This window comes from Pseudonocardia oroxyli (assembly GCF_900102195.1).
GTDB lineage: Bacteria > Actinomycetota > Actinomycetes > Mycobacteriales > Pseudonocardiaceae > Pseudonocardia > Pseudonocardia oroxyli.
In genome coordinates this window covers 120,678-145,252 of the sequence record NZ_FNBE01000007.1, presented here as the reverse complement: position 1 = coordinate 145,252, position 24,575 = coordinate 120,678, and the positions used below count along the sequence as shown (strand labels likewise).

The window sequence follows — 24,575 nt, the reverse complement described above, 5'->3', positions numbered from 1 at the left end:
CTCTGCCTCTCAGACGGTGGCCGCACTGCGCGGCGCGGGGACGGTCTCGGCGGCGGCCTTCTGCTTCTGGCCGACGGACTTCAGGGCGATCACCAGCGCGGCGGAGACGAGCGTCCCGGCGACGATGGCGACGAGGTAGCCGAACGGGTTCCCGATCAGCGGGATCACGAAGATACCGCCGTGCGGAGCCCGCAGGGTGGACCCGAAGGCCATGGACAGCGCGCCGGTGACCGCGGACCCGGCCATGATCGACGGGATGACGCGCAGCGGGTCGCCCGCGGCGAACGGGATCGCGCCCTCGGTGATGAACGAGGCGCCCAGCAGCCAGGCGGCGCGGCCGTTCTCCCGCTCGACCTCGCTGAACAGCTTCTTGCGGACCGTGGTGGCCAGCGCCAGGGCCAGCGGCGGCGTCATGCCGGCCGCCATGACCGCGGCCATGATGAGGAGCGCGGTCTGCGACTGCGTGGACAGCCCGGCGACGGCGAAGGCGTACGCGGCCTTGTTGACCGGGCCGCCCATGTCGAAGGCCATCATCAGGCCCAGCAGGGCGCCGAGCAGGATCGCGTTGGAGCCGGAGAGACCGTTGAGCCAGTTGGTCAGGCCCGCGGTGGCGGCGGCCAGCGGCTGCCCGACGACCACGAACATGATCCCGCCGACGATCGCGGTGCCGATCAGCGGCAGCACCAGCACCGGCATGATCCCGGCGATCGCCCTGGGCGCCTTCCACTTCTTCATCCAGAAGATCAGCCCACCGGCCAACAGGCCCGAGACCAGACCGCCGAGGAACCCGGCGCTCGTCTGGACCGCGACCAGTCCGCCGACGAAGCCGGGGACGAGGGCGGGCCGGTCGGCGATCGCGTAGGCGATGAACCCGGAGAGCACCGGGACCAGCAGGCCGAACGCCAGCGCGCCGAGCTGGAACAGCAGCGCCGCCCAGGACAGGTGCGAGGTCCAGTCGAAGCCCTCGGTGACCTTCGGGGCCTCGGTGATCTGGTAGCCGCCGAGGGCGAACCCGAGGGCGATCAGCAGGCCGCCCGCGGCGACGAACGGGATGACGTACGAGACGCCCGTCATCAGCCAGCCGCGGACCTTCGACGCCGCGCCGGGGCCGGACTGCTTGACCGCGAGCACCGGCTCGGCGGACCGGTCGGCGGGCGCGGCCGTCGCGGCGGCGACGGCCTGCTCGACCAGCTGGTCGGCCCCGGAGATCGCCTTCTTGACCCCGCTCGTGACGGTCGGGAGGTGGGCGAAGCGGTCCTTGTCGCGGACCTCGACGTCTGCCGCCAGGATGATGGCGTCCGCCTCGGCGAGCTGCTCCGGGGTGAACGGCGTGGAGCCCGCGGACCCCTGGGTCTCGACGACGATCTCGTGGCCCGCCTCCTCGGCGGCGACCTCGAGGGCCTCGGCGGCCATGTAGGTGTGCGCGATCCCCGTCGGGCACGCGGTGACGGCCAGAAGCTTCATGCTCCGACCTCCTTCTGGATGTAGTCGGCGACGGCTGCGGCGTCGGTCGCGTCGTGCAGTTCCTGCTTGAAGGCCTTGCGGACCAGGCGGCGGGCCAGGGCGGCCAGGACCGTCATGTGGTCGGTGTTCCCGCCCTCGGGGGCGGCGATCATGAAGACGAGCGTGGCCGGCCCGTCCTCGGCGCCGAAGTCGACGCCGGTGGCGCTGCGGCCGAACGCCAGGCTCGGCACGGTGACGGCCGCGGAGCGGCAGTGCGGGATCCCGATCCCGCCCTCGAGCCCGGTCGCCATCTGCTGCTCGCGGGCCTCGATGTCGGCGAGGAACTGCGCGAGGTCGGTGACCCGGCCCGCCTTCGCCAGGCGCTCGGCCAGCGCGGTGACCGCGGCCTGACGGCTGGTCGACGGCAGGTCGAGGTCGACGAGATCGGCGGTGATCAGCTGGTCGGTCATGCGGCGTCTCCGGTGAGTGCGAGCTCGGTCTGGGGGGTGCCGACGCGGACGTCGGCGAGGGGGATCTCGTGCGGTGCGGGCATCTCACTGCCCGGCAGGCGGCAGGCGGCAGCGCCGTAGGCGACGGCGCGGGCCAGGGCGTCCGGTCCGGTGCCCCCGGCGGCGAGGAAGCCCGCCAGGGTCGCGTCGCCTGCGCCGACCGTGCTGCGGACGGCGACGGGTGGGGTGGCGGCGTGCCACTCCCCGGTCTCCTCGACCAGCAGGGCGCCACCGGCACCCAGGCTGACGAGGACCGCGCCGACGCCTCCGGCGCGGAGCTCACGGGCCGCGGCGAGCACGTCGCCGAGGCTGTCGAGGGAACGGCCGACGAGCTCGGCCAGCTCCTCGTGGTTGGGTTTGATCAGCCTGGGGCCCGCCTTGACGGCGGCGGCGAGCGGCTCGCCGCTGGTGTCGACCGCGGTCCGGGTGGCGGACCGCGCGACGAGCGTCGCGTGGAAGTCCACCGGCATGCCCTCGGGCAACGAACCGCAGCTGACCAGCCAGGACGCCTCCCGCGACCGGGCGACGGCCTGTTCGGCGATCTCGGCGATCTCGTCCTCGGTGAGGACCGGACCGGCCTCGTTGAGCTTGGTCGTGGTCCCGTCCGGCTCGACGATGGTGATGTTGGAGCGGGTCGCCCCGTGGATGGGGACGGTGACCGCGGGGACGCCGAGCACGTCGAGCAGGCCCTGCAGGCGCCCGCCCGGCGCCCGGCCCGAGGGCAGCACGGCGAGGGTGGGCACGCCCGCGCGGGTGAGCGCGCGGGAGACGTTGACGCCCTTGCCGCCCGGGTCGAGCCGCCCGGACTGCGCGCGGTGCACCTCGCCCCGGCGGAGCTGGAGGACCTCGACCGTGCGGTCCAGGCTCGGGTTCGGTGTGACGGTGACGATCATGCGCGTACCACTCTCGGTCCGGCGGCCTCGATGGCCGCGGCGGCGTCGTCGTCCAGGTCGGTGTCGGTGACCAGCGCGTCCACCTGGTCGAGGCGGGCGAACCGGGTGAACTGGTCGGTGCCGTACTTCGCGGCGTCGGCCAGCACCACGGTCCGGCGGGCGGCGGCGATCATCGCCCGCTTGGCGGCGGCCTCGGCCGGGTCCGGCGTGGTCAGCCCGCGCTCCGGGGAGAACCCGTTGGTCCCGACGAACGCGACGTCCACGGTGAGGGTGGCCAGGGTGTCGGTCATCCAGTCGTCGACGGTCGCCATCGTGGTGCCGCGCACGCGCCCGCCGAGCAGCCGGACGATGACGTTCGGCCGGGTCGCGAGGATCGACGCGATGGACAGTGAGTTGGTGACCACGGTGATCTCGCGGTCCGTCGGCAGCGTCTGGGCGAGCCGGGCGGTGGTGGTGCCCGCGTCGAGCAGCACGGTGAGGCAGCCCTCCAGCTCGGCGAGCGCCGCCTTCGCGATGCGCTCCTTCTCCTGGCTGGCCAGGGTGTCCCGCTGGCCCAGGGCGGGCTCGAAGTCCAGCCGGTCGGCGGGGATCGCGCCGCCGTGGACCCGGCGGACGAGGCCCTGTCGCTCCAGGGTGCCGAGATCGCGCCGGATCGTCTCCGGTGTGACGTCCAGCTCCTGGGCCACCGACGCCACGTCGACCCGCCCGTCCTCACGGGTACGGGTCAGGAGCCAGTGCTGCCGCTCCGCTGCGTACATCTTCGTATGCTCCCGGATTGTTGCCCGATTGCGCTTGCTTGAGTCCGAGTATGTGGGTTCTACTGGTGTTCGTCAACGGGTCACGGCGAAGTCATCCGAGGAGATCTCATGCAGCTACAGGGCATTCCCGCCAGCCCCGGCCGGGCCGGGGGCCGCGTCGTTCGGGTGGCCGACGCCCCGGGTGAGCCGCCGCTCGGGCCCGTTCCCACCGATCCGGACACCGAAGCGGACCGAATCGGACCCGCCATGTCGCTCGTCGCCGCGCGACTGCAGGCCCGGGCCGACGCGGCGTCCGGGGACGCGCGGGAGGTCCTGGAGGCGACCATCACGATGGTCGGCGACCCGGCCCTGCTGGACAACGCCCGCGGCCTGGTCGCCCAGGGCCTCCCCGCCCCACGCGCGGTGTGGGAGGCCGGGTCGCGGTTCGCGGACATGCTCGCCGGGATGGGCGGGTACATGGGCGAGCGTGCGACGGACGTGCGGGACGTGCGGGACCGCATCGTCGCCGAACTGCTGGGCCTGCCCGCGCCGGGCGTCGCGGACCTGTCCGAGCCGTGCGTGCTGGTGGCCGCCGACCTCGCGCCCGCGGACACGGCCGGGCTCCAGCCGGGCATCGCCCTCGCCCTGGTGACCGAGCAGGGTGGGCCGACCAGCCACACCGCGATCCTGGCGCGTTCGCTGGGGATCCCCGCGGTGGTGGGCTGCGCGGGGGCACGGTCGCTGGGCGACTACGTGATCGTCGACGGGTCGGCCGGGACCGTCGAGGAGGTGGCCTCGGCCGCTGAGGCCCGGGTCGAGGGCGCCGCCGCCCAGCAGGCGACGTGGGACGGGACGGGCCGCACCGCCGACGGGCACCGGGTCCCCCTGCTGGCCAACGTCGGGGATGCGGCCGGGGCGGCCCAGGCGGCGGACCGGGCGGCCGAGGGCGTCGGGCTGTTCCGCACCGAGCTGGCCTTCCTCTCCGCCGCCGAGGAACCCTCCGAACAGCGCCAGCGCGAGGTCTACGACGGCGTGCTGAGCGCCTTCGCCGGCAGGCCGGTGACCGCCCGGACCCTCGACGCGGGCGCGGACAAGCCCCTGCCGTTCCTCACCCTCGAGGGCGAGCCGAACCCCGCGCTCGGCGTCCGCGGCCTGCGGATCGCGCGCGTCCCGGGCAACGGCGCGGACGTCCTGGAGCGCCAGCTCGCCGGGCTCGCCGCGGCCGCCAAGGAGACCGGCGCGGAGCTGAAGGTCATGGCGCCCATGGTCGCGACGGCCGAGGAGGCCCGGTTCTTCGTGCAGCGCTGCCGCGCGCACGGGATCACCTCCGCGGGCGTGATGATCGAGATCCCGGCCGCGGTGCTCACCGCCCGGGAGATCATGGCCGAGGTGGACTTCGTGTCCGTCGGCACGAACGACCTGGCCCAGTACCTGTTCGCGGCCGACCGCCAGTCCGGGCCGGTCGCCGCGCTCAACGACCCCTGGCAGCCCGCCCTGCTGCGGCTGGTGCGGCTGCTGGGTGAGGCGTCGGCGGAGACCGGGGTCCCGGTGGGCGTGTGCGGGGAGGCCGCGGCCGACCCGCTGCTGGCCACGGTGCTGGTCGGCCTGGGTGTGGCGAGCCTGTCGATGGGCTCGGGGTCGCTCGCGGCGGTCGGCGCGGCCCTGGCCGGGGTCACCCTCGAGCAGTGTCGGGACTGTGCCGCGGCCGCCTGCGCCGCCCCCGATCCCGCCGCCGCCCGAGCCGCTGCCCGGGGCTGATCCGACACGTACCCTCGGGGTCATGAGCACCGCGGTCGGCATCGCCCTGGAGAACGGCTACGCCCGCGCGCTGCCCGAGCTGGGGGTGCCGTGGACGGCCGATCCCGCGCCGGACGCGCAGCTGGTGCTGGTCAACACCGGGCTCGGGATCGACCCCGCCGCCGTCACCCCGGAGAACCTGCTGGGCGAGGGCGTCGCGATGGCCTACGCCGGGCACCAGTTCGGCAACTACAGCCCGCGCCTCGGTGACGGCCGCGCCCTGCTGCTCGGCGAGCTGCCGGACGGTCGTGACCTGCACCTCAAGGGATCCGGGCGGACCCCGTTCGCCCGCGGCGGGGACGGCAAGGCGCCGCTGGGGCCGATGCTGCGCGAGTACGTGGTCAGCGAGGCCATGCACGCCCTCGGCATCCCGACGACCCGGTCGCTGGCCGTCCTCGCGACGGGGGAGCCGGTGCTCCGCGAGCGCGGCCCCGAGCCGGGCGCGGTGCTCGCCCGGGTCGCCGCGAGCCATCTGCGGGTCGGCACGTTCCAGTACGCGGCGGCGACCGGGGACGTCGCGCTGCTGCGCAGGCTCGCCGACCACGCGATCGCCCGCCACCACCCCGGGTCGACCGACTACCTGGACTTCTACCGGCGCGTGGTCGAGGCGCAGGCCGCGCTCGTCGCGCGCTGGATGCAGGTCGGGTTCGTCCACGGCGTGATGAACACCGACAACACCACGATCTCGGGCGAGACGATCGACTACGGCCCCTGCGCCTTCCTGGACGTCTACGACCCGGCGACCGTGTTCAGCTCCATCGACCGCGGCGGCCGCTACGCCTTCGGCAACCAGCCCGCCGTGCTGCAGTGGAACCTGGCCCGGCTGGGCGAAGCGCTGCTCCCGCTGATCGACGAGAGCCAGGACGCGGCCGTCGAGCGGGCCACGGAGGTCGTGCGCGGCTTCACCGCCGCCTACGACACCGCACTGCGGGCGGGCTGGCAGGCCAAGCTCGGCCTGGCCGAGGCCCCCGGTGCCCTGCTCGACGACCTGTTCGCCGTGCTCACGGAGCAGCGCCTCGACCTGACCGCGACGATGCGCGGGCTGGCGGAGCACCTGCGTGGCGGCCCCGCCCCCGTCGAGGGCCCGTGGCTCGCGCGGTGGCGGGCCGAGCACCCCGACCCGGCGGCGATGGACCGGGCCAACCCGGTCTACGTCCCCCGCAACCACCTCGTGGACGAGGCGCTGACCGCCGCGGTGGCGGGCGACCTCGAACCCCTCCAGTGGCTGCTCGAGGTCCTGACTCGGCCCTTCGAGGTCCGCCCCGGCTTCGAGCGCTATGCCGTCCCGGGGGACGGCACGCCCTTCGTGACCTTCTGCGGCACCTGACCGCTCAGCGGGTGCGGTTCGCCGCCTGGCCCAGCGCCTCGCTCAGCAGCGCGCGCACGTGCGCGCTCTCCGCGGTGTAGTAGACGTAGGTGCCCTCGCGGCGCCCCTCGACCAGCCCGGCGAGCCGGAGCTTGGCCAGGTGCTGGCTCACCGCGGTGGGTGCCGCGCCGACGAGGTCGGCGAGGCAGGCCACGGACGTCTCACCCTGCAGCAGCGCCCACAGGATCTTGATCCGGGTGGGGTCGGCGAGCAGACGCATGGAGTCGGCCGCCCGGCGTACGTCCTGCTCGGGCGGCATCGCGAAGTCCGGGATGCCCTCGTGCACGGTGCGGAGTCTACCGAACATCTGAGCGGTCTCACAGGTGTCTCTACACGCAGGTTCCTGTATGCGTGAATGCGAAGGTATGTTGGCACGCATGTTCTCGATCCCCGAGGTGCGGCACGCGGTGCTCGCGCTCGTCGCGTTCGCCGCGGCCGTCCCCGCCGACCTGCTGGGCGCGCCGTGGCCGCTGGTCGCCCTGCTCTACGCCGCCTGCTACGTCGCGGGCGGCTGGGAGCCGGCGTGGTCGGGGCTGCAGGCGCTGCGGGAGCGGACCCTCGACGTCGACATCCTCATGATCGTCGCCGCGCTCGGGGCCGCGGCGATCGGCCAGTGGCTGGACGGCGCGCTGCTCATCGTGATCTTCGCGAGCTCCGGCGCGCTGGAGGCGGTCATGACCGCGCGCACCCGGGCGAGCATCACCGGTCTGCTCGACCTCGCCCCCGAGACCGCCCACCGGATCGACGGCACCGTCGAGACCCGGGTGCGGGCCGCCGACCTCCGGATCGGGGACGAGGTCCTGGTGCGGCCGGGGGAGAAGGTCCCCGCGGACGGCGTCGTGCTGTCCGGGACGAGCGAGGTGGACGCGTCGAGCCTCACGGGCGAGCCGCTGCCGGTCCGCCGCGAGCTGGGGGACCCGGTGTTCGCGGGCACGGTCAACGGCACCGGGGCGCTGACCGTGCGGGTGCGCACCGACCCGGGCGAGACGGTCGTGGCCGGCATCGCCGCGCAGGTCGAGCGGGCGGCCGAGACCAAGTCGAATCGCCAGCTGTGGGTCGAGCGGGTGGAGCAGCGGTACTCGGTCGTCGTGGTCGCGGCCGCGATCGCCGTGTTCGTGGTGCCGCTGCTGCTCGGCGAGGACCTGCGGGCGGCGCTGCTCCGGGCGATGACCTTCATGATCGTGGCGTCGCCGTGCGCGATCGTGCTCGCGACCATGCCGCCGCTGCTCGCCGCGATCGCCGTCGCGGGTCGGCGCGGCGTGCTGCTCAAGGAGGCGGGGGTCGTCGAGGCGCTCGCCGAGGTCGACGCGGTGGTGCTCGACAAGACCGGCACGGTCACCTCGGGCCGCCCGCAGGTGCGCTCGGTCGTCCCGGGAGACGGCTGGTCCGAGTCGGAGGTCCTCGCCCTCGCCGCCGCGGCGGAACAGGGGTCGGAACACGTGCTCGCCCGCGCGGTCGTGGGGGAGGCCGAACGCCGGGCGCTGCGCCTCCCGACCGCGCGCGACACGGTGGCCCTGCCCGGCGAGGGGGTGACCGCGCTCGTCTCGTACGAGGGGTCGCGGGTGCAGGTCACGGTCGGTCGTCCGAGGAGCGGCGACCAGGACGGCACGTGTCGTGCTCCCGCTGTTGCGGGCACCGCGCTGAGCGCACAGGACTCGCGATCGCGCAGCAGCGAGAGCACGAAACGTGCGGTCGAGCGGGCCGAGCGGGACGGGCACACCGCGGTCGTGGTGTGGGCGGACCAGGAGCCGGTCGGGGTGCTCGTGCTCGCCGACGAGCCCCGGGCCGGGGCGCGGGAGGCGATCGCGGCGCTGCGCACCACCGTCGGCGCCCCCACCCTGCTCACGGGCGACGCCGAGGGGCCGGCGCGGGCGGTCGCGGCGCGGACCGGGATCACCGCCGTGCGTGCCGGGCTGACCCCCGCGGAGAAGAGCGCGCACCTGCCCCCGCGGGCCCTCGCCGTCGGGGACGGGCTGAACGACGCGCCGTTGCTGGCGGGCGCCCACGTCGGGCTGGCCGTGGGCGACGGGGCGGCCACGCTCAGCGTCGAGGCGGCGGACGGGGTGCTGGTCCGGGACCCGCTCGGTGCGCTCGCGCCGCTCGTCGTCCTGGCCCGGCGGGCCCGCCGGATCGCCCGGGCGAACCTGGCGTTCGCCGCGGCGGTGATCGTCGCGCTGGTCACCTGGGACCTGGTGGGGACCCTGCCGCTGGCGCTCGGCGTCGCGGGGCACGAGCTCTCGACCGTGCTGGTGTGTCTCAACGGCCTCCGGATCCTCGTCCGGCCGGGATGGTCAGCCGGGCAGGAGCGCGGCGAGCGCCATGCGACGCAGGACGTCCGCGACGTCGTGGGGAGCCGGGCGTGAGTGCGGGGTGGAGTTGAGCAGCCCGAACGCCCCGTGCGCGGCGACCCGGGCCTCCTCGGCGCCCCACGTGGGATGCAGCCCGCGCAGCGCGTCGACCCAGATCTCCACGTAGGTGCGCTGGACCCGGCGGACCCGGCGCCGGTCGTCCTCGGACAGGTTGTCCAGGTCGCGGTCCTGCACCACGATCAGCTCGGGCTCGCGCAACGCGAAGGCCAGCTGGAAGTCGACGAGGGCGGCCACCACCTCGCGGGGTGAGCCGTCGGTGAGCGCCCGGGCCCCGGCGAGCAGCCGCTCGCTGATGTCCACGAGCAGCTCCGCGAGCAGCGCCTCCTTGCCCGGGAAGTGCCGGTAGAGCCCCGGGCCGCTGATCCCGACGGCCGCGCCGAGCTCCGCGATGCTGACCCCGTGGTAGCCGTGCCGGGCGAACAGGACCGCGGCCGTGCGGAGGATCTGGTCCCGGCGGGAGACCGCGGGATGATCACTGCGGGGCGCGGCCATGGCCGTTCAGCCTATACACAGCGGTCGGCGTTTACCCTGGTCGGCATGGCTCGCGCACCGGGATCAGGCGTGCGGGACCGGCTGCGCGCGCGTCTGGGTGTGCGGACGACGACCGCGCTCGCCGCGGCCGTCACCGTCGCCGTGGTGCTGGTGGTGGCCGGTGCCGCGCTCGTCCTCGGGCTGAACGCGCTCCTCCGCATGCAGATCATGGCGGCGGCGGACCAGCAGGCCACCCAGCTCGGCGAGCGGGTGGCGGCGAACTTCGCGGGCTCGGACGACATCAAGCGCAACGCCATCCTGGCCACCGGCAAGCGCTCGGACTACGTCGAGGTCGTCACCGACTACAACGCCGACCCGAACCACGAGCCGGACGTCCAGAACATCGGCTCCTCGGACCCGCTGCCCGAGTACCCGCTGATGTCCGACCTGCTCCTGCAGCCGGGCGAGACGGACACGGTCGACACCTGGGTCACGCTGAACGAGGGCAAGGACGTCGAGGTCCTCGTGCTCGCGAAGGGCTTCGAGTTCCCGCCGACCGGCCAGCACTTCACGGTGCTCGCCGCGCAGCCGGTGGACTTCCTGCACCGGGCGGTCGACACGGTGATGGCGATGGTGCTGGTCGGCATCCCGGTGCTGGTGGTGCTGGTCGGCGGGTTCACCTACGTGTTCGCGGGCCGCGCGCTGCGTCCGGTCGAGGCGATCCGCGCCCGGGTGGCCGGGCTGACCGACCGCGACCTGGGCCAACGCGTCCCGGTGCCCGCCGCGCGGGACGAGGTGGGCATGCTCGCCGAGACGATGAACCAGATGCTCGGCAGGCTGGAGGGCAGCCAGGTCATCCAGCGCCGCTTCGTCGCGGACGCCAGCCACGAGCTGCGCAGCCCGCTGACGACCATCGCGTCGGGGCTCGAGCTGCTCGACGGCACGGTCGACGAGGCGGACCGCTCCACCGTCCACACCCTGCGCGGCGAGGCCGCCCGCCTGGACCGCCTGGTCGACGGGCTGCTGCTGCTCGCCCGCTCGGACGAGCGCGGCCTGCAGCCCCACCGCGAGGACGTCGACCTCGACGAGATCGTCGAGGCCGAGCGCGGGCGCCCGTCGGACGTCGGCGGGGTGGATCCGGAGGTCCGCGCCGATCCCGTGCGGGTCTCCGGCGACCGCGCCCAGCTGGTGCGGGCGGTGCGGAACCTGGTGGACAACGCGCGCAGGCACGCCCGGTCCCGGGTGGTCGTCACGCTCGTCGCGGACGGCGCGTCCGCGGTGGTGGACGTGGCGGACGACGGTGCGGGCGTGCCCCCCGCGGACCGCGGGCGGGTGTTCGAGCGGTTCGTCCGCCTCGACGACGCCCGGGCCCGCGCCGACGGCGGCGCCGGGCTCGGCCTGGCGATCGTCACGGAGATCGTCACGGCGCACGACGGCACCGTCGAGGTCCTCGACTCGCCCCTCGGCGGCGCCCTGTTCCGGATCCGGCTCCCGCTGGTCGACGCCGGCGTGCCCGACCCGGACCCGGAGCCGTCGCCCGTGCTGTACGACGACCGCCCGCCCGTCCCGCGCCCGGCGCCGGAACCCGGCTACGGCGCGTGGACCGGGGAGGAGCAGCCCACCCGGCCGACGCCCACCGGCGGCGGACCCGACCAGCCCACCCGCCCGGTGCCGCGCCCCACCCGCCGCCCGAGACCGCACCCGGCGGACGCGGGACCCACCCGCCCCACCCCGATCCGCCTCGGCGACGCGACCAGCCCGGCGGACGTCAACCCGACGGGCCCGCTCCCGGTCGTCCCGCCCCTCCAGCGGTGACGGACCCCGGGACTCACTCGGCCATGCGGTAGCCGACGCCCCTGAGGGTCTCGATGGTGTGGGTGTCGAAGGGGGCGTCGATCTTCTTGCGCAGGTAGCCCACGTAGACCTCGACGACGTTGACCTCGCCGTCGTAGTGGGCGTCCCAGACCGCGCGCAGGATGTCGGTCTTGGTCACCACCTCGCCGGCGCGGCGCATCAGGTGCTCGAGCACCCCGAACTCCCGCGGGGTCAGCGTGATCTCGGTGTCGCCGCGGTGCACGCGGTGGCGCGCCGGGTCCAGGGACAGGTCGCCGACGGTGAGCACCGCGGGCCGCGCGTCTCCCGCGCGGCGCTGCAGCGCCCGCAGCCGGGCCAGCAGGACGACGAAGGAGAAGGGCTTGGTGAGGTAGTCGTCGGCGCCGAGGTCGAAGGCGTCCGCCTCGTCGTACTCGCCGTCCTTCGCGGTGAGCATGAGGACCGGGGTCCAGACGCCGGCCGCGCGCAGCCGCTCGAGGATCCGGTACCCGGACAGCCCCGGCAGCATGATGTCGAGGATCAGCACGTCGTAGCCGCCCCGGAGGGCGGTGTCGAACCCCGACGGCCCGTCGTGTCGGACGTCCACGCTGTGGCCCTCGCGCACGAGGCCGCGCCGGACCATCTCGGCCAGCGGGCGTTCGTCCTCGACCAGCAGCAGGCGCACCCGGACACCGTAGGGCAGCCCCCTGTGACGCACCTGAGTGGCGATCGACGTTAACGTTCATTAACATCGCCCCCATGGACCTGGAGCTGAGCGAGGAACACGCGGCACTGCGGGCGACCGTGGAGCACTTCGCGCAGAAGGAGGTCGCCCCGGTCATCGGGGAGTTCTACGAGCGCGGCGAGTTCCCCTACGAGATCGTGGCCAAGATGGGCGCGATGGGCCTGTTCGGCCTCCCGTTCCCCGAGGAGCACGGCGGTATGGGCGGGGACTACTTCGCGCTCTGCCTGGCCCTCGAGGAGCTCGCCCGGGTCGACTCGTCGGTCGCGATCACGGTGGAGGCGGGCGTCGGGCTGGGGGCGATGCCGATCCACCGCTTCGGCACGGACGAGCAGAAGGCCCGCTGGCTGCCCGCGCTCGCGGCGGGCGAGCGGCTGGGCGCGTTCGGGCTCACGGAGGCCGGCGGCGGGTCCGATGCGGGCGCCACCCGCACCACCGCCCGGCTCGACGGCGACGAGTGGGTGATCAACGGGTCCAAGTGCTTCATCACGAACTCCGGCACCGACATCACGTCGCTGGTCACGGTCACCGCCCGGACCTCGCCGACCGAGATCTCCGCGATCATCGTGCCCGCCGGGACCCCGGGTTTCACGGTGAGTGAGAAGTACTCCAAGGTCGGCTGGTCGGCCAGCGACACCCGCGAGCTGTTCTTCGACGACGTCCGGGTGCCGCGGGAGAACCTGCTCGGCGAGCAGGGCCGCGGCTACGCCCAGTTCCTGTCCATCCTCGACGAGGGACGGGTCGCCATCGCGGCCCTCTCGGTCGGTCTGGCGCAGGGTTGTGTCGACGAGTCGGTGCGCTACGCCCACGAGCGCGAGGCCTTCGGCCACCCGATCGGCAAGTACCAGGCCATCCAGTTCAAGATCGCCGAGATGGAGGCGCGGGCGCACACCGCGCGGCTGGCGTACTACGCCGCGGCGGCGAAGATGCTGCGCGGCGAGCCGTTCAAGAAGGAGGCCGCGATCGCCAAGCTGGTCTCCTCGAACGCCGCGATGGACAACGCCCGGGACGCCACCCAGGTCTTCGGCGGCTACGGCTTCATGAACGAGTACCCGGTCGGGCGGTTCTACCGGGACGCCAAGATCCTCGAGATCGGCGAGGGCACCAGCGAGGTGCAGAAGATGTTGATCGCGCGCGAGCTCGGTCTGCGGTAGGTCTCGACGCGGGTCGGTCGCTCACCGGTAGGGTCGCCCTCGGGTTTTCAGCCAGGGCCGGACTGTCCGGCCCGACGGGGAGGTCAGACGTGGCGAGCTGGGACGATCTGGTGTCCTACGTCCGGGTGCGGTACGAGATCATGCGCTCGACCGACACCGAGCTGTGGTTCAACCTGCCGACGACGGGGGAGCGCACGCAGCTCGTCGTCGTCCGCAGCATCACCGGTGCGGACGGTGAGCCGGGTGCGCAGATCGCCTCGCCGGTGGGCAAGCTGACCGACCTCGACCTGCCGCACCTGCTCGCCGCGGCGGGCGAGCAGGCCGTCGGCGGGGTCGTGGCGCAGGACGGGGTGGTCGTCTTCCGGCACGCCATCCCGCTGCACGAGGGGGAGCTGGCGGCCTTCGACGGCCCCTTCCAGCACGTCGTGCACGTCGCGGACGAGTTGGAGGAGCTGCTCACCGGCGGCGACGAGCACTAGGCCGCGCGCGGTCGTCAGACCGGGCTCGGCTCCAGGGCCTGTTCCACCACGATCCGCAGCCGGGCGAGCAGGAGATCGGCCTCCGCCCAGCTCAGGACGCCGGTGGCCACGCCACCGCGGATCTCTTCGGCCACCGAACGCGCGAAGCGGGTGGACCACTCGTGTCGTGCCTGCCCGTCACCCATCGTCACAGTGTGGGCTATGCCACTGGTCACGCCCGATCCGGGAGTGCGTCGTGGCGCACCGTCTCCTCGAGGGCGCCGCGGCGGCCGCTCAGGTGAACATCCCGTGTACTGACGGTCACCGGGGGGCGACCTCTCGGTGACTCAGTGTCACAGGAGGCCGGGGACGGCCGACACCGTGCGGAGCTCGCTGATCGTCGGGTGCCCGGCCGCCAGGAGGGCGACGTCGGTGCCCGGCTCGTGCGGCTCGTCCGGGCTCGTCACGGTGGCCTGCCAGGTGGCGGGGGCGCCGTCGACACCCGCGGTGTGGGCGATCCGGACCTGCACCGCGCCGACCGAGGCGAGCGTGGCCTCCCGCAGCGGGCCGAGCTCGGCGCTCGGGAGGTCCGGGGCGTTGAGCGACAGCACGGTGCCCGCGGGCCGGGCCGTCAGCAGCTCCAGCGCGCGCGGGAGGAGGTCGACGACCGCCTCCCAGTGTGCGTCGGCGGCGCCGTCGAGCCCGCAGTCCAGCGAGGTGGCGAGCGCGGAGCAGCCGTGCATCGACGCGGTCAGCGCGGCGCCGACGGTGCCGGAGTGGATCACCGACAGGCCGACGTTCGCGCCGATGTTGATGCCGGACAACACGATGTCCGGGGCCTGCTCCAACCAGCCCTCGAACGCCGAGTGCACGATGAACGCCGGATGCCCCTCGACGGACCAGGCGGGTGCGTCGACCCCCGGCAGCGCGGCCTCGTGCACCCGCACCCGCCGGTCCTCGACCACGGCGAACACCGACGCGCCCACGCCGGTGGAGTCCACGTGCGGGGCCGCGACTATCACCTCGAACCCGGCCGCGAGCGCTCCGCGCGCGAGTGCCACGAGCCCGGGGGAGTCGATGCCGTCGTCGTTGGTGATCAGTGCACGCACGCCGATCACGCTACCCACCCCGGCGAACGGGGACCCGGACGAGGAGCAGCAGGGCGATGAGCGGGGCCAGCGCGGTGGCGGCGAACCCCCAGGCCCCGTAGGCGCTGTGCAGGGGCACCCAGAGCAGCGGGGCCAGTGCGCCGCCGAAGAACTGGAAGGACAGGGCCAGCGAGGCCGCGCCCGCCCGGTTGTCCGGCGCGCTGGTGGCGGCCACCGAGTTGACCGTGGTGCGCAGGCCGGTCACCGCGACGCCGACGGCCGCGATCCCGACCCCCAGCACGAGAACCGTCGGGCCGAGCGCCGCGACCAGCAGACCCGCGGCGAGCAGCACGTTCATCGCGACGCCCGTGCGCCGCGGGCCGAGCGCGTCGAGCCGCCGACCCAGCAGCGGGGCCGCGAGCAGACCCGCCACGCCGAACGCGGCGGCGAGCAGCCCCCGCTGCCACGGCCCGAGCCCGAACTCCTCCTCCGCCCGCAGGATCGACAGCACCGTCAACCCGACCGCGCCGAGGTAGCACAGGAACGACAACGCACAGGCCAGCGCCAGGTCCCGGTTGGCCAACGCCCGCACGGACGGCCGCCCGCGGGGCGCCCCCGTCGTCATCGTCGGCGAGCAGACGGCCAGGACCAGGGCCACCACGGCGGGGAAGACGAACGCCAGCCGCCAGTCCACCGCGGCGGACGGCCCCGAGACCAGCGGGCTCGCCGCCTGCCCGGCCGCCTGCAGCCCCGCGAAGAGCGCCAGCGCTCGCCCGAGCCGGTCCCGCGGGACCAGGTCGGTGATCGCCGCGACCAACAGCGGGGTGGTGAAGGCGTTCGTCGCGCCCTGCGCCGCCCGGGCGGCGAGGAACCACTCCATCGTCGGTGCCAGCACACACGCCGCGCACGCCACCACGAACAGCAGCAGCGAGACCCGCATGGTCCGCGCGCGCCCCCACCGCTCGGCGAGGGTGCCGCTGACCAGCATCAACGCCGCGAACGGCAGCATGTAGGCCGTGACCGCGCCCGCCGCGAGCTCCGGGGTGGAGTCCAGACCGGCCGCGACCTCGTGCACCATCGGCGTGACCATGGTGCTGGCGTAGGGCCCGAGGAACCCGCCGACGTAGAGCGGCCAGACGCGGGTCAGACCTCGACGAGGTTCTTCACGAGCCCGTCGTAGCTGTTCGTGTCCTCGATCAGACCCCACGAGACCATCCAGTCGTAGGTGCGCTGGAACTGGTCCTGCGGGTACGGGGCCGGGTCGACGTAGCGCAGCCGACCGAGCGGGATCTCGTGCGGCTCCACGGTGCCGAGCTCGGCGGGGATCTCCGCGGTGAGGTGGTGCAGGTACGGGCGCGGGTCCTCGTTGATCTTCGCCACGGCCCGGACGACGGCGCGGTTGATGCGCTCGTAGGTGTCCGCGTCGACCTCGGGGCTGGCGATCTCGGCGCCGACGTAGAACGCCTCGGCCAGCACCTTGTAGCCCTGCTTCTCGGCCAGGGTGATCCACGGCTCCATCAGCGCGGCGGCCTCGACGGTGCCGTCGCGCAGCGCCTCGAACCGGACCTGCGGGCCGCCGTAGTGCGCGATCTTGATCTCCTCGCGGGGCAGGAAGCCCTCGAGGGTCTGCAGCGCGACGTAGTGCGAGCCGTGGTGGAAGTTCACCGCGACGGTCTTGCCCGCGAGGTCCTGCGGGTGCGTGGCCGGGTGGTCGCCGCGGACCATGATCGCCTGGCCGTTGACCGCGGCGCGCTTGGAGACGATCCGGCCGCCGACGGTGGTGTCCTGGGTGCGGCGGACCTGGCCCCATTCGCAGGCGCGGTAGAGGGACGCCTCGCCGGACTCGAAGTGGGACTTGGTCGAGCCGAACGAGCTCAGCAGCTGGTGGTCCTCGACCGGGGAGATGCCTGCCCGGGCGTAGTCCTTGGTCACGAACTCGACGTCGACGCCCTCGTCGTCGAAGTAGCCCTCGTCCTTCGCGACGAGCTGGGGCAGCGAGAAGACCAGGGAGAGCAGCTCCATGGTCACCTTGGGGCGGGTCATGGTGGTTCCTTCCTAGAGTGCGGCGACGATCTGGGAGTGGAGTTCGAACAGGTGCGGGTCCTCGGCCGACCGCGGCCGCTCCCGGTCCACGCGGTACTCCGCGGCGATCCGGGCGGGTCTGCCCGCGAGCACGATCACGCGGTCGGCCAGCAACGCGGCCTCGAGCGGGTTGTGGGTGACCAGCAGGCCGGTGCGCGGCCGCTGCATCCAGAGGTCCTGCAGGAGCAGGCGCAGCTTGCGGGCGGTGAGCTCGTCGAGCGCGGAGAACGGCTCGTCGAGCAGCAGCAGGTCCGGTTCCACGGCGAACGCGCGGGCCACGGCGACGCGTTGGCGCTGGCCGCCGGAGAGCACCGTCGGGTAGGAGCCCGCGTACTCGGTCAGCCCGACGGCGGCGAGCACCTCGTCCGCCTTGGCGCCGTCGTGGCAGGCGAGGGTGATGTTCTCCCGCACCGAGAGCCAGTCCAGCAGCCGGGGCTGCTGGAACACGATCCCGAGCCGCGGGTCGCCGGTCTCCACCGTGCCGGTGTCCGGCTGCACCAGCCCGGCCACGACGTGCAGCAACGTGGTCTTGCCGGTGCCGGACGCCCCGACCACCGCGACCAGCTCGCCGGGCTCGACCGTCAGCGAGAAGTCCGCGAGGACCTGCTGCGGGGTGCCGCTGCGGGCGTCGACGAAGGTCTTGCCGATCCCCTCGAGCCTCACACGCTCACCGCCTTGCGCCAGCGGGAGACCCGCTTCTCGAGGCCCTGCAGGATCCCGTACTCGAGGATCGCCATGACGATCGCGAAGAGCAGGGTCCAGGCGAGCACGGCGGCGACGTTCTGCGCGGCGAAGGCGTTGTTGAGCTGGTAGCCGACCCCGGAGGACATGCCGAACACCTCGACCAGCACGATCACCTTCCAGCCCAGCGAGAGCCCGAGCCGGGCGCCCGCGAACAGCGACGGGGCGAGCGCGGGCAGCCAGAGCTTGCGGAGGGTGACCCGCCGCGAGAAGCGGTAGACGTGTGCCATCTCCAGCAGGTCCGGGTCCACCGACCGGGTGCCCTGATAGATCTGCAGCATCAGCGCGGGCGCCGAGGACAGCGCGACCGCGGCGACCGGGTTGACCAGGTCGATCCCGAACCAGATGACGCACAGCAGGGCCCAGACCAGACCGGGGATGGTGAGCCCGAGCAGCACAGCGGGCTCGAAGAACCGGCGCGCGAACTCGTTGCGCCCCATCGCGATCCCGACGACCACGGCCACCACGAACGCCAGGGCGAACCCGAGCCCCACGCGCAGCACGGTGATGCCGAGCTGGTCGAGGAACGATCCGTCCGAGACGATGTCCACCATCTCGGTCACGATCGCGGGTACGCCGGGGACGAGGACGAAGTCCAGCAGCGTCGCCATGAGCTGCCAGGCAGCCGCCAGCAGCACCAGGAACAGCACCGCGGGCAGGAACCGCAGCCGCCTGCGGGGGTGCGGCGCCTTGGCCACGGCGGCCGCGACCGGGCCGGGACGGACGTCGGTCGCGGTCATGCGGATCCTCCGAGATCCAGCCAGGGCGCCTGGGCGGGTGCGGCCTTGATCAGGCCGACCTGCTGCGCGACCTCGGTCTGGCGGCGCAGGTTGCCGAACACCGACTCGCCCCATACCACCGGGTAGACGGACTTCATCCGCTCCGGGAGCAGGGCGATCGCCGCCCGCTCCTCGGCGGGGATGCCGTAGGAGCCCGCCAGGTCGGCGAGCAGCTGCGGGTTCTCCTGGATCGCCTCGTGGGCCTTCAGTCGCAGGGTGGCCAGCGCGGTCGCGGTCTCGCGGTTGCCGTCGACCCAGGCGCGGGTCGCGCCCTGACCGTTGAGGAACAACGCGTTCGGGTCCTCCCCGGTGCCCTGTGACCACAGCTCACCGATCGTCGCGAGCTGCCGGGCACCCTTGCCGACGAGCCGGGTGGCGTTGGGCTCGATCGTGACGATCGCGTCGACGTCACCCCGGTCGAACAGTGCGAGGCCCGCCAGGACCGCGCCGGGGAAGAGCTGGTGCTCCGCGGTGAAGTCGGTGCCGTTGACGGCGAGGGCGAGCTGCGTGGAGCGGAAGGCGTCGCTGTTGTTCGGCGGGGTCGCGATCTTCTTCCCGCGCAGGTCGGCGACCGTCCGGTAGGGGCTGTTCTCCGGGACCAGGACGCGCACGTGGTTGTTCAGGCTGGTCGAGAACAGCACGACGTCCGCGCCCGCCTCGGCGGCGACGACCGCGCCGAGCGGACCCATGCTGGCCACGTCGAGAGCGCCCGAGAGCAGCTTGTTCTGGACGTCTCCGGGACCCGAGCCCGCGACGTAGGTCAGGTCGAGGTTCCCGACCAGACCCCGCTGCTCGCTGATCGGGCGGATCACCGCCCCCGCGGTCCCCGCCTGGGTGTCCTCGACGCGTGCGGCGAGGGTGGTGCCCGCGGGGGCCGCGCCGCCGCAGGCGGCGAGCAGCGGTGCGGCGGCGAACCCGGCACCGCCGAACAGGGCGGCGCGGAGGAGGGTGCGGCGATCGAGGCCGCGATCGAGCAGCGGGGGACGCATGAGGGTGCTCCAGAAAGGACCGGCGCGGGCCGGGACGTGGGGGAGACGGGTGGGGGAGACGGGGGCGCTCAGCGCCCCGGACACGTCCCGCCGTTGATGGCGCAGTGGTCCACGTGCCGACGCCGGGTGAGGTTCACCGCAGCCCCCGCAGGGTCTCGTAGCCCGAGCGGCCGTCGGTGAGACGCCAGGAGCGCATCCAGGCGTAGGTCTCGGTGAACCGGCGCTCGGTGAACGGCACGATGTGGGTGTAGCGGTGATAGTCCGGGCGCAGCAGGGTCGGGTCGAGGTCCGCCTCGGCCGCGATCGTCGGCGCCCACCGGGCCCGGTCGGCGTTGATCAGGTCCACGGCCTTGTCGACGGCGGTCCGGTAGGCCTCCTGCTGCTCCGCCGTGAGGTGCGGGGCGATGACCTGCGAGCCGCGGTAGGTGTAGGTGCCGAGCACGTGCGCGCCGTGGGCGAGTGCCTTGGACAGGAACGGTTCCATCAGCATCGTGGCGCGGGACTCGCCGGCGAGCAGCCGCTCGAGCCGGCGCGCGGGCGGGCCGATGTGCTCGAGCACGATCCGCTCGCGGGGGACGGTGCCCTCCAGCAGGTGCAGCGCCGTGTAGTGCGAGCCGGTGTAGTCGTTGACCGAGACCGGGACGTCCGCCAGGTCGTGCGGCTCGTTGAGGTCGTCGTCCATGCTGACCAGGGCCTGGGCGACGACGGCCGCCCGCAGGTGGCCGATCCGGCCGCCGCGGGTGTCGCGCTCCAGTCGGTCGATCCCGCCCCACTCGCAGACGTTGTAGACGTCCGCCCGGGCGGTGCTGAACAGGGACTCCTTGTGGCGCACCGCGGGATCGCGGCGCGCGTCCGCCGAGCGGTCGGACCCGTCGGCGAACCGCACCGACAGTCCGACGGCGGAGAACAGGCCCTCCTCGACCGCCACGATCTCGGGCAGGTCGAAGACGACGTGGTTCGGCGACACGACGATCTCGTCCGTACCCACGACGCCTCCTTACCCTCGATCGGCTGACCCGAGGTTAGGCAGGCCGGCGGGGGTCGGTCAACGGTCGTTTGCGGGATGCGGGACACAGTTGCGCATCGTGGAATGTCCGGTCATGAGCTGCGGAGGCGTCCAAATGTCCGGTCAGAAGTCGCCGAAGGCCATGGACACCGGAAGCCCCTCCAGGGCGTCGGCGGCGGACCGCACGACCGACCCCAGCCCGTCGAGCGTGTCGTCGGTGAGCCTGCTGGCGGGGCCCTGGATCTCCACACCCATCCGGACGTGCTCGCCGGCTCCGACCACCGGCGCGGCGAGGGCGCGCAGGGAGGGGTCGTGGGGGTCGTCGAGCACGGCGTAGCCGCGGAACTGCGTGGCCAGCAGGTCCACCTCGGTCGTCCACGATTCGGGACCGCCGGTGCGGGTGAGCACCTCCGCGGCCTCGTGCACGGGATCCCGCCCGAACGCGACGATGGCGCAGCCGATCGCGGACTCCAGCAGCGGCACCCGCGCGCCGGGTCGTCCGATGTAGCGCAGCGGGCGGGTGGACGGGACGGACAGCACGATCAGCACCTCGTCGCCGCGGCGCATGCCGATGCTCGCGGTCTCACCGGTGCGGTCGGCGAGCTCCTTGAGCACGTCCGCGGCCTCGGGCACCCCGGAGCTGCCGAGCGCCTTGCGCGCCAACCGGAGCAGCAGCGGACCGGGGAGGAAGCGCTCGGCGTCCCGACCCAGCAGGTTGCCCGCCACCAGGGTGTGGGCGAGCCGGTGCACGGTGCTCACGGTCAGCCCGGTGGCCCGGGCGATCTCCGTCGTGGTCAGCCCGGCCTCGCTGTCCACCACCAACCCCAGCACCGTCGACGCGCGCGCCACGGACTGGATCTCCGGCCCGCGCGAGGCCCCTGGGGTCGCCATGCAGCAGAAGGTAGCCGCCCCGGGATCGTGAGCGGCGATGGTCGCCATGGCGACCATCGCCGCTCACGGGATCAGTTGAGGTGCGCCAGGAGTCCGGCGGCGGTGCGGCGGAGGCGTTCGGCGACCTCCGGGGGCTGGTCACCGCTCGAGAGGTAGGCGGCGATGAGCCGGGCGCCCTCGTCCCAGCGAGCCTGGGCGGCCAGGACCTCGCCCAGCTCCACCAGGGCGTCGGCGTCGGAGCGCAGGGCCAGGCGCATCCGCAGCACCCACTCGCGGTCGGCGGGCCCACCCCGGCGCCGCTGGGCGGCGCGCAGGTTCTCCAGCATGCGCAGCAGGATCTCCCGGGTCGAGACGCGCGGCAGCAGGTGCGGGCCGAAGGGTGCCGTCGAGCCCGTCGCGCGGCGGTACAGCTCCGCGCAGTCCGCGCGGTCGAGGCGGCGGCCGCCGTCGAAGACGTCCAGCAGGTGGCCGCTGTGCGGCACCCGCACCAGGAAGTGCCCCGGCATGCCGACGCCCTCCAGCGCGATCCCGGCCCGCCGCCCCACCTCGATGCACACCACCGCGAGGGTGATCGGGATGCCGAGCTTGCGGGTCAGGACCTCCGGGAGCAGCGAGTTGCGCGGGTCGCCGTAGTCGCCCGTGTCGCCCGCGAAGCCCTCCTCCACGAACAGTCGTCGGACGAGGGCGGGCAGCGAGTCCACGCCCGCGGCCAGCCGGTCCAGCTCGCCGAGCCAACGCTCGGCCTCCAGATCGGGATCGGCACCCGCGGCGAGCGCGAGCGCCGCCTCGTCCAGTGGGGGCTCCGGACCGCGGACCAGGTCGACGAACCGGGCGACCGCCTCGCTCACGGGGCGCCGGCCGACCTGTCCGCCGCCTCCGTCTCCACCACCAGCCGGACCGTGGTCCCGGCGACGTCGCTCCACACCTGCAGGACGTCGCTGAGCTCGGAGGCGAGCCAGAGCCCGCGGCCCCGCTCACCGGACGGCGGCGGCGCCACCAGGCCCGGGAAGGCCACGTCCATCCGCCCGACGTCGTAGACCTCGGCGACGACCCGGCCCGCGCCGCCCCACAGCCGCAGCCTGCCCGCCCCGGGCCCGTGCTCGGCGCTGTTCGTCGCGATCTCGTTGACCGCCAGCACCAGATCGGCGACGCGCTCGGGGTCCAGACCCGCCGCGGGCGAGACCTGGGTGACCAACCTGCGGGCGGCGGACAGCGTGGCCTGGGTGAACGCCAGCTCGGCGACGGGCGGTCCGAGGTCGGACGGCGGTGGCGGCGGGAACTCGGAGAGCACCCCGAGGGGATCGCGCACGGTCTCGGTGGGCACGCTCGCCCCGCCGACGCGCAGGGCGGGATGGGTGGCGCGCAGGAGGTCGAGGTCGCCGTCCTCGGGGTAGGCGCACAGCATGGTGACGGGGAGCCCGGCGAGCGCGACGGTGAGCGCGGCGTCGAGCCGGGCCCAGTGGCCGAGGTCCAGCCCCAGGCGTGCGCTGTGCTGGGCGACCACCGTCGTCCGCTGCTCCGGTCTGGGGGTGCGGCGGCTCAGCCGCGCCCACCGCGTCGCCACGGTGAACGGGGGCACCCGGTGCACCTCGTCGAGCTCTCGCCAGTCCACCGCCGACGCCGCGGGGCCCAGCACCGCGGAGAGCGCCGCCCGGTTGTCCGGTTCCATCGCCACGACGACGGGCCCGCCCGCCTCCAGCGCTGCGCCGAGCGGCTCGGCGAGCTCGCCCGCGAGCTGCTCCGGGGTCGCGTACGGCACACCCTCGTGGACCGTGCCGCAGGGTGGGTGCGGGGCCGCCGCCTGGGCCGCCTCCTGGTCCATTCCCTGCTCCACCCCCGCTCCCACCGCGCAGCGGCACGATAGTGCCCGGAGCGCCGGCTCGCCGAACGGAGCAACCGGGTGCGGGCAGTGGACCGAACGGGCGAGGTTCAACCCGAAGCGGGTGGATCATGGCACGGTGGGGTGACGAGTGTGACCCAGCAGACGGACCCCCGTGTGACGGCCGGGTCGCCGACCGCGGCGCGCGTGCCACGAACGGATGGCCGGTGTCCGATTCCGCTCACGCTGCGTCCCCGAGCTGGGCCTTTCCGGTGACCCGTCGAAGAACCAGGCCACCGGGCGGTCGTTGACCGCTCCAGGGCCCGACGACCGGCGAGCAGGGGAGGTGGCGGATGACGGCGGAGCTGACCGACCCGCGTTCGCCCGATCCCGGCGCCGCGGCGGTGCACCTGCTCGACGCGCCGGGTGCGCGTGCCGTCGTCCGCAGGCCGGGCTCGCCGGACCTCGCCGCCCCCGTCGGCTGGGGGGTCCTGGTGCTGCCGGTGTTCGGCGCCGACCCCGAGCTGTCCGTGGAGTTCACCGAGTCGGCGGGTGCGGACCGGGCACCCACCGGTCCGCGGTGGCTCGCCTGCGCGGACCTGCGCCGCGTCCGGCACGACGTCGTCGCCGTCCGGGGGTTGCTGCGCGCCGGGCCCGCCCTGGCACTCGCCGAGGCCCCCGAGCCGGAGCCCATCGAGGGCGCCGCCCACCGCGTGCAGGGGGTCTTCCGGGTCCGGCCGCTGCCCGGGCGTCGGATCGAGATCTCGCTGCAGGTGACCGTGGTGGCGCCCGGCGCGGGAGAGGCGGGCGAGCCCGCGGGCACACCCGTCCAGCTGGAGTTCCGCGGCGCGTTCGCCCGCTGAGTTAGCTGCCCCACGAGCCGCCCGACGGGGTCCCTCCCGTGTGGCAGGGTGACGGTGACCGGCTCCTGCGCGGAAAGGGTGGACATGCGCGTCTTCAATGGTGTGGACGAGATCAGCGGCCTGGTGGGAGAGCACCTCGGCACCTCGGAATGGGTGACCGTGGAACAGGCCCACATCGACCAGTTCGCCGAGGCGACCGGCGATCACCAGTGGATCCACGTGGACGCGGAGCGCGCCGCCGAGGGCCCCTTCGGCACGACGATCGCGCACGGCTTCCTGACCCTGTCGCTGCTCCCGGTGCTCGTGGCGAAGACCTACCGCATCGACGGCGTGCGCATGGGCATCAACTACGGGCTCAACAAGGTGCGGTTCACCTCGCCGGTGCCGGTGGGCGGCAAGGTGCGCGGGAACATCGTGCTCGCGGGGGTGGAGCAGACCAAGGACGGCGCCGCTCAGCTCGCCCTCACCGTGACCGTCGAGCTCGAGGGTTCGGAGCGGCCCGCGCTCGTCGCCGAGTGGCTCGTCCGCCAGTACAGCTGAACTCCTGACATCCGAAGGATGGGGCA

General features: G+C 73.9%; 26 protein-coding genes and 1 pseudogene. 9 read left to right on the top strand and 18 right to left on the bottom strand.

All coding sequences use genetic code 11. From position 1 onward, the window contains the following. Positions 1-9: 9 nt before the first annotated feature. The 4 genes from BLS43_RS12730 to BLS43_RS12715 are packed head-to-tail and all read right to left on the bottom strand — an operon-like array spanning position 10 to position 3,603. Positions 10-1,464: a PTS fructose transporter subunit IIC gene (locus tag BLS43_RS12730; RefSeq protein WP_093083222.1), complete on the bottom strand. Its 1,455-nt coding sequence runs from the start codon at positions 1,462-1,464 to the stop codon at positions 10-12. Next, on the bottom strand, positions 1,461-1,913 hold the full coding sequence (locus BLS43_RS12725) for a PTS sugar transporter subunit IIA (protein WP_093083220.1): 453 nt from the start codon (positions 1,911-1,913) through the stop codon (positions 1,461-1,463). The genes BLS43_RS12730 and BLS43_RS12725 overlap by 4 nt, the downstream gene beginning before the upstream one ends. Beyond that, positions 1,910-2,845 (bottom strand): 1-phosphofructokinase, encoded by a 936-nt coding sequence (pfkB, locus tag BLS43_RS12720; RefSeq protein WP_093083218.1) that lies wholly within the window; start codon positions 2,843-2,845, stop codon positions 1,910-1,912. Before pfkB ends, BLS43_RS12725 begins: the two co-directional genes overlap by 4 nt. Then, a complete protein-coding gene (locus tag BLS43_RS12715) occupies positions 2,842-3,603 on the bottom strand; it encodes a DeoR/GlpR family DNA-binding transcription regulator (RefSeq protein WP_093083215.1) in 762 nt (253 codons plus the stop codon). Before BLS43_RS12715 ends, pfkB begins: the two co-directional genes overlap by 4 nt. A 108-nt stretch (positions 3,604-3,711) precedes the next feature. On the opposite strand from BLS43_RS12715, the gene BLS43_RS12710 reads away from it, so the two are divergent. Next, entirely contained in the window at positions 3,712-5,340 is a 1,629-nt protein-coding gene (locus BLS43_RS12710) for a phosphoenolpyruvate--protein phosphotransferase (protein ID WP_093083212.1), read from the top strand. 22 nt (positions 5,341-5,362) lie between these two features. Continuing rightward, a complete protein-coding gene (locus tag BLS43_RS12705; RefSeq protein ID WP_093083592.1) occupies positions 5,363-6,706 on the top strand; it encodes a protein adenylyltransferase SelO in 1,344 nt (447 codons plus the stop codon). A 4-nt stretch (positions 6,707-6,710) separates the two neighbouring features. On the opposite strand, the gene BLS43_RS12700 is transcribed toward BLS43_RS12705, so the two are convergent. After that, positions 6,711-7,031 (bottom strand): ArsR/SmtB family transcription factor, encoded by a 321-nt coding sequence (locus BLS43_RS12700; protein ID WP_176921301.1) that lies wholly within the window; start codon positions 7,029-7,031, stop codon positions 6,711-6,713. A gap of 91 nt (positions 7,032-7,122) precedes the next feature. Here BLS43_RS12700 and BLS43_RS12695 point away from each other — a divergent pair, with 91 nt between their 5' ends. Then, positions 7,123-9,108, top strand: coding sequence for a heavy metal translocating P-type ATPase (locus BLS43_RS12695; protein WP_093083206.1), 1,986 nt, complete (start codon positions 7,123-7,125; stop codon positions 9,106-9,108). Here BLS43_RS12695 and BLS43_RS12690 read toward each other — a convergent pair. Then, the gene (locus BLS43_RS12690) at positions 9,037-9,606 is read right to left on the bottom strand and encodes an SACE_7040 family transcriptional regulator (RefSeq protein WP_093083203.1); all 570 of its coding nucleotides are present in this window, start codon (positions 9,604-9,606) and stop codon (positions 9,037-9,039) included. The two genes, BLS43_RS12695 and BLS43_RS12690, sit on opposite strands and share 72 nt — an antisense overlap. Between BLS43_RS12690 and BLS43_RS32010 the strand changes: the two are divergent. Both BLS43_RS32010 and BLS43_RS32005 read left to right on the top strand, forming a co-directional pair. Further along, positions 9,583-10,620 (top strand): annotated as a pseudogene (locus BLS43_RS32010) (histidine kinase dimerization/phospho-acceptor domain-containing protein); the annotation flags it as partial. The gene BLS43_RS12690 and the pseudogene BLS43_RS32010 sit on opposite strands and share 24 nt — an antisense overlap. A 96-nt stretch (positions 10,621-10,716) precedes the next feature. Continuing rightward, positions 10,717-11,400, top strand: coding sequence for a sensor histidine kinase (locus BLS43_RS32005; RefSeq protein WP_425438543.1), 684 nt, complete (start codon positions 10,717-10,719; stop codon positions 11,398-11,400). Between the two features lie 13 nt (positions 11,401-11,413). Here BLS43_RS32005 and BLS43_RS12680 read toward each other — a convergent pair whose 3' ends face one another. After that, entirely contained in the window at positions 11,414-12,082 is a 669-nt protein-coding gene (locus tag BLS43_RS12680; RefSeq protein ID WP_093083197.1) for a winged helix-turn-helix domain-containing protein, read from the bottom strand. 74 nt (positions 12,083-12,156) lie between these two features. Here BLS43_RS12680 and BLS43_RS12675 point away from each other — a divergent pair, with 74 nt between their 5' ends. Continuing rightward, a complete protein-coding gene (locus BLS43_RS12675) occupies positions 12,157-13,293 on the top strand; it encodes an acyl-CoA dehydrogenase family protein (protein WP_093083195.1) in 1,137 nt (378 codons plus the stop codon). A gap of 89 nt (positions 13,294-13,382) precedes the next feature. Beyond that, positions 13,383-13,772 (top strand): hypothetical protein, encoded by a 390-nt coding sequence (locus BLS43_RS12670; protein WP_093083192.1) that lies wholly within the window; start codon positions 13,383-13,385, stop codon positions 13,770-13,772. Positions 13,773-13,786: 14 nt separating this feature from the next. Here the strand turns inward: BLS43_RS12670 and BLS43_RS29960 are convergent, their stop codons facing one another. From BLS43_RS29960 to BLS43_RS12620, 11 genes are all read right to left on the bottom strand, one after another. Then, complete coding sequence (locus BLS43_RS29960; protein WP_176921299.1) at positions 13,787-13,957, bottom strand: hypothetical protein; 171 nt, start codon at positions 13,955-13,957, stop codon at positions 13,787-13,789. Positions 13,958-14,104: 147 nt separating this feature from the next. Further along, on the bottom strand, positions 14,105-14,860 hold the full coding sequence (gene surE, locus BLS43_RS12665) for a 5'/3'-nucleotidase SurE (RefSeq protein ID WP_093083589.1): 756 nt from the start codon (positions 14,858-14,860) through the stop codon (positions 14,105-14,107). Between the two features lie 10 nt (positions 14,861-14,870). After that, positions 14,871-16,046 (bottom strand): MFS transporter, encoded by a 1,176-nt coding sequence (locus BLS43_RS12660; RefSeq protein ID WP_093083189.1) that lies wholly within the window; start codon positions 16,044-16,046, stop codon positions 14,871-14,873. After that, positions 15,983-16,882 (bottom strand): ABC transporter substrate-binding protein, encoded by a 900-nt coding sequence (locus BLS43_RS12655; protein WP_093083187.1) that lies wholly within the window; start codon positions 16,880-16,882, stop codon positions 15,983-15,985. The genes BLS43_RS12660 and BLS43_RS12655 overlap by 64 nt, the downstream gene beginning before the upstream one ends. Positions 16,883-16,894: 12 nt before the next feature. Further along, the gene (locus BLS43_RS12650) at positions 16,895-17,584 is read right to left on the bottom strand and encodes an ABC transporter ATP-binding protein (RefSeq protein ID WP_237195675.1); all 690 of its coding nucleotides are present in this window, start codon (positions 17,582-17,584) and stop codon (positions 16,895-16,897) included. Beyond that, positions 17,581-18,402, bottom strand: coding sequence for an ABC transporter permease (locus tag BLS43_RS12645; RefSeq protein ID WP_218129804.1), 822 nt, complete (start codon positions 18,400-18,402; stop codon positions 17,581-17,583). Before BLS43_RS12645 ends, BLS43_RS12650 begins: the two co-directional genes overlap by 4 nt. Further along, positions 18,399-19,430: an ABC transporter substrate-binding protein gene (locus BLS43_RS12640; RefSeq protein ID WP_093083184.1), complete on the bottom strand. Its 1,032-nt coding sequence runs from the start codon at positions 19,428-19,430 to the stop codon at positions 18,399-18,401. The genes BLS43_RS12645 and BLS43_RS12640 overlap by 4 nt, the downstream gene beginning before the upstream one ends. A 133-nt stretch (positions 19,431-19,563) precedes the next feature. Continuing rightward, on the bottom strand, positions 19,564-20,418 hold the full coding sequence (locus BLS43_RS12635) for a substrate-binding domain-containing protein (protein ID WP_093083181.1): 855 nt from the start codon (positions 20,416-20,418) through the stop codon (positions 19,564-19,566). A 141-nt stretch (positions 20,419-20,559) separates the two neighbouring features. Further along, entirely contained in the window at positions 20,560-21,327 is a 768-nt protein-coding gene (locus tag BLS43_RS12630) for an IclR family transcriptional regulator (protein WP_176921298.1), read from the bottom strand. Between the two features lie 71 nt (positions 21,328-21,398). Continuing rightward, complete coding sequence (locus BLS43_RS12625) at positions 21,399-22,175, bottom strand: transglutaminase family protein (RefSeq protein ID WP_143030021.1); 777 nt, start codon at positions 22,173-22,175, stop codon at positions 21,399-21,401. Further along, positions 22,172-23,161: an ATP-binding protein gene (locus BLS43_RS12620; protein WP_176921297.1), complete on the bottom strand. Its 990-nt coding sequence runs from the start codon at positions 23,159-23,161 to the stop codon at positions 22,172-22,174. Before BLS43_RS12620 ends, BLS43_RS12625 begins: the two co-directional genes overlap by 4 nt. 338 nt (positions 23,162-23,499) lie before the next feature. Between BLS43_RS12620 and BLS43_RS12615 the strand changes: the two genes are divergently transcribed. Then, positions 23,500-24,009, top strand: a complete 510-nt coding sequence (locus BLS43_RS12615) for a hypothetical protein (RefSeq protein WP_093083171.1) — start codon at positions 23,500-23,502, stop codon at positions 24,007-24,009. An 84-nt stretch (positions 24,010-24,093) separates the two neighbouring features. Next, positions 24,094-24,549, top strand: a complete 456-nt coding sequence (locus tag BLS43_RS12610) for a MaoC family dehydratase (protein ID WP_093083580.1) — start codon at positions 24,094-24,096, stop codon at positions 24,547-24,549. The last annotated feature ends 26 nt before the right edge of the window (positions 24,550-24,575 follow it).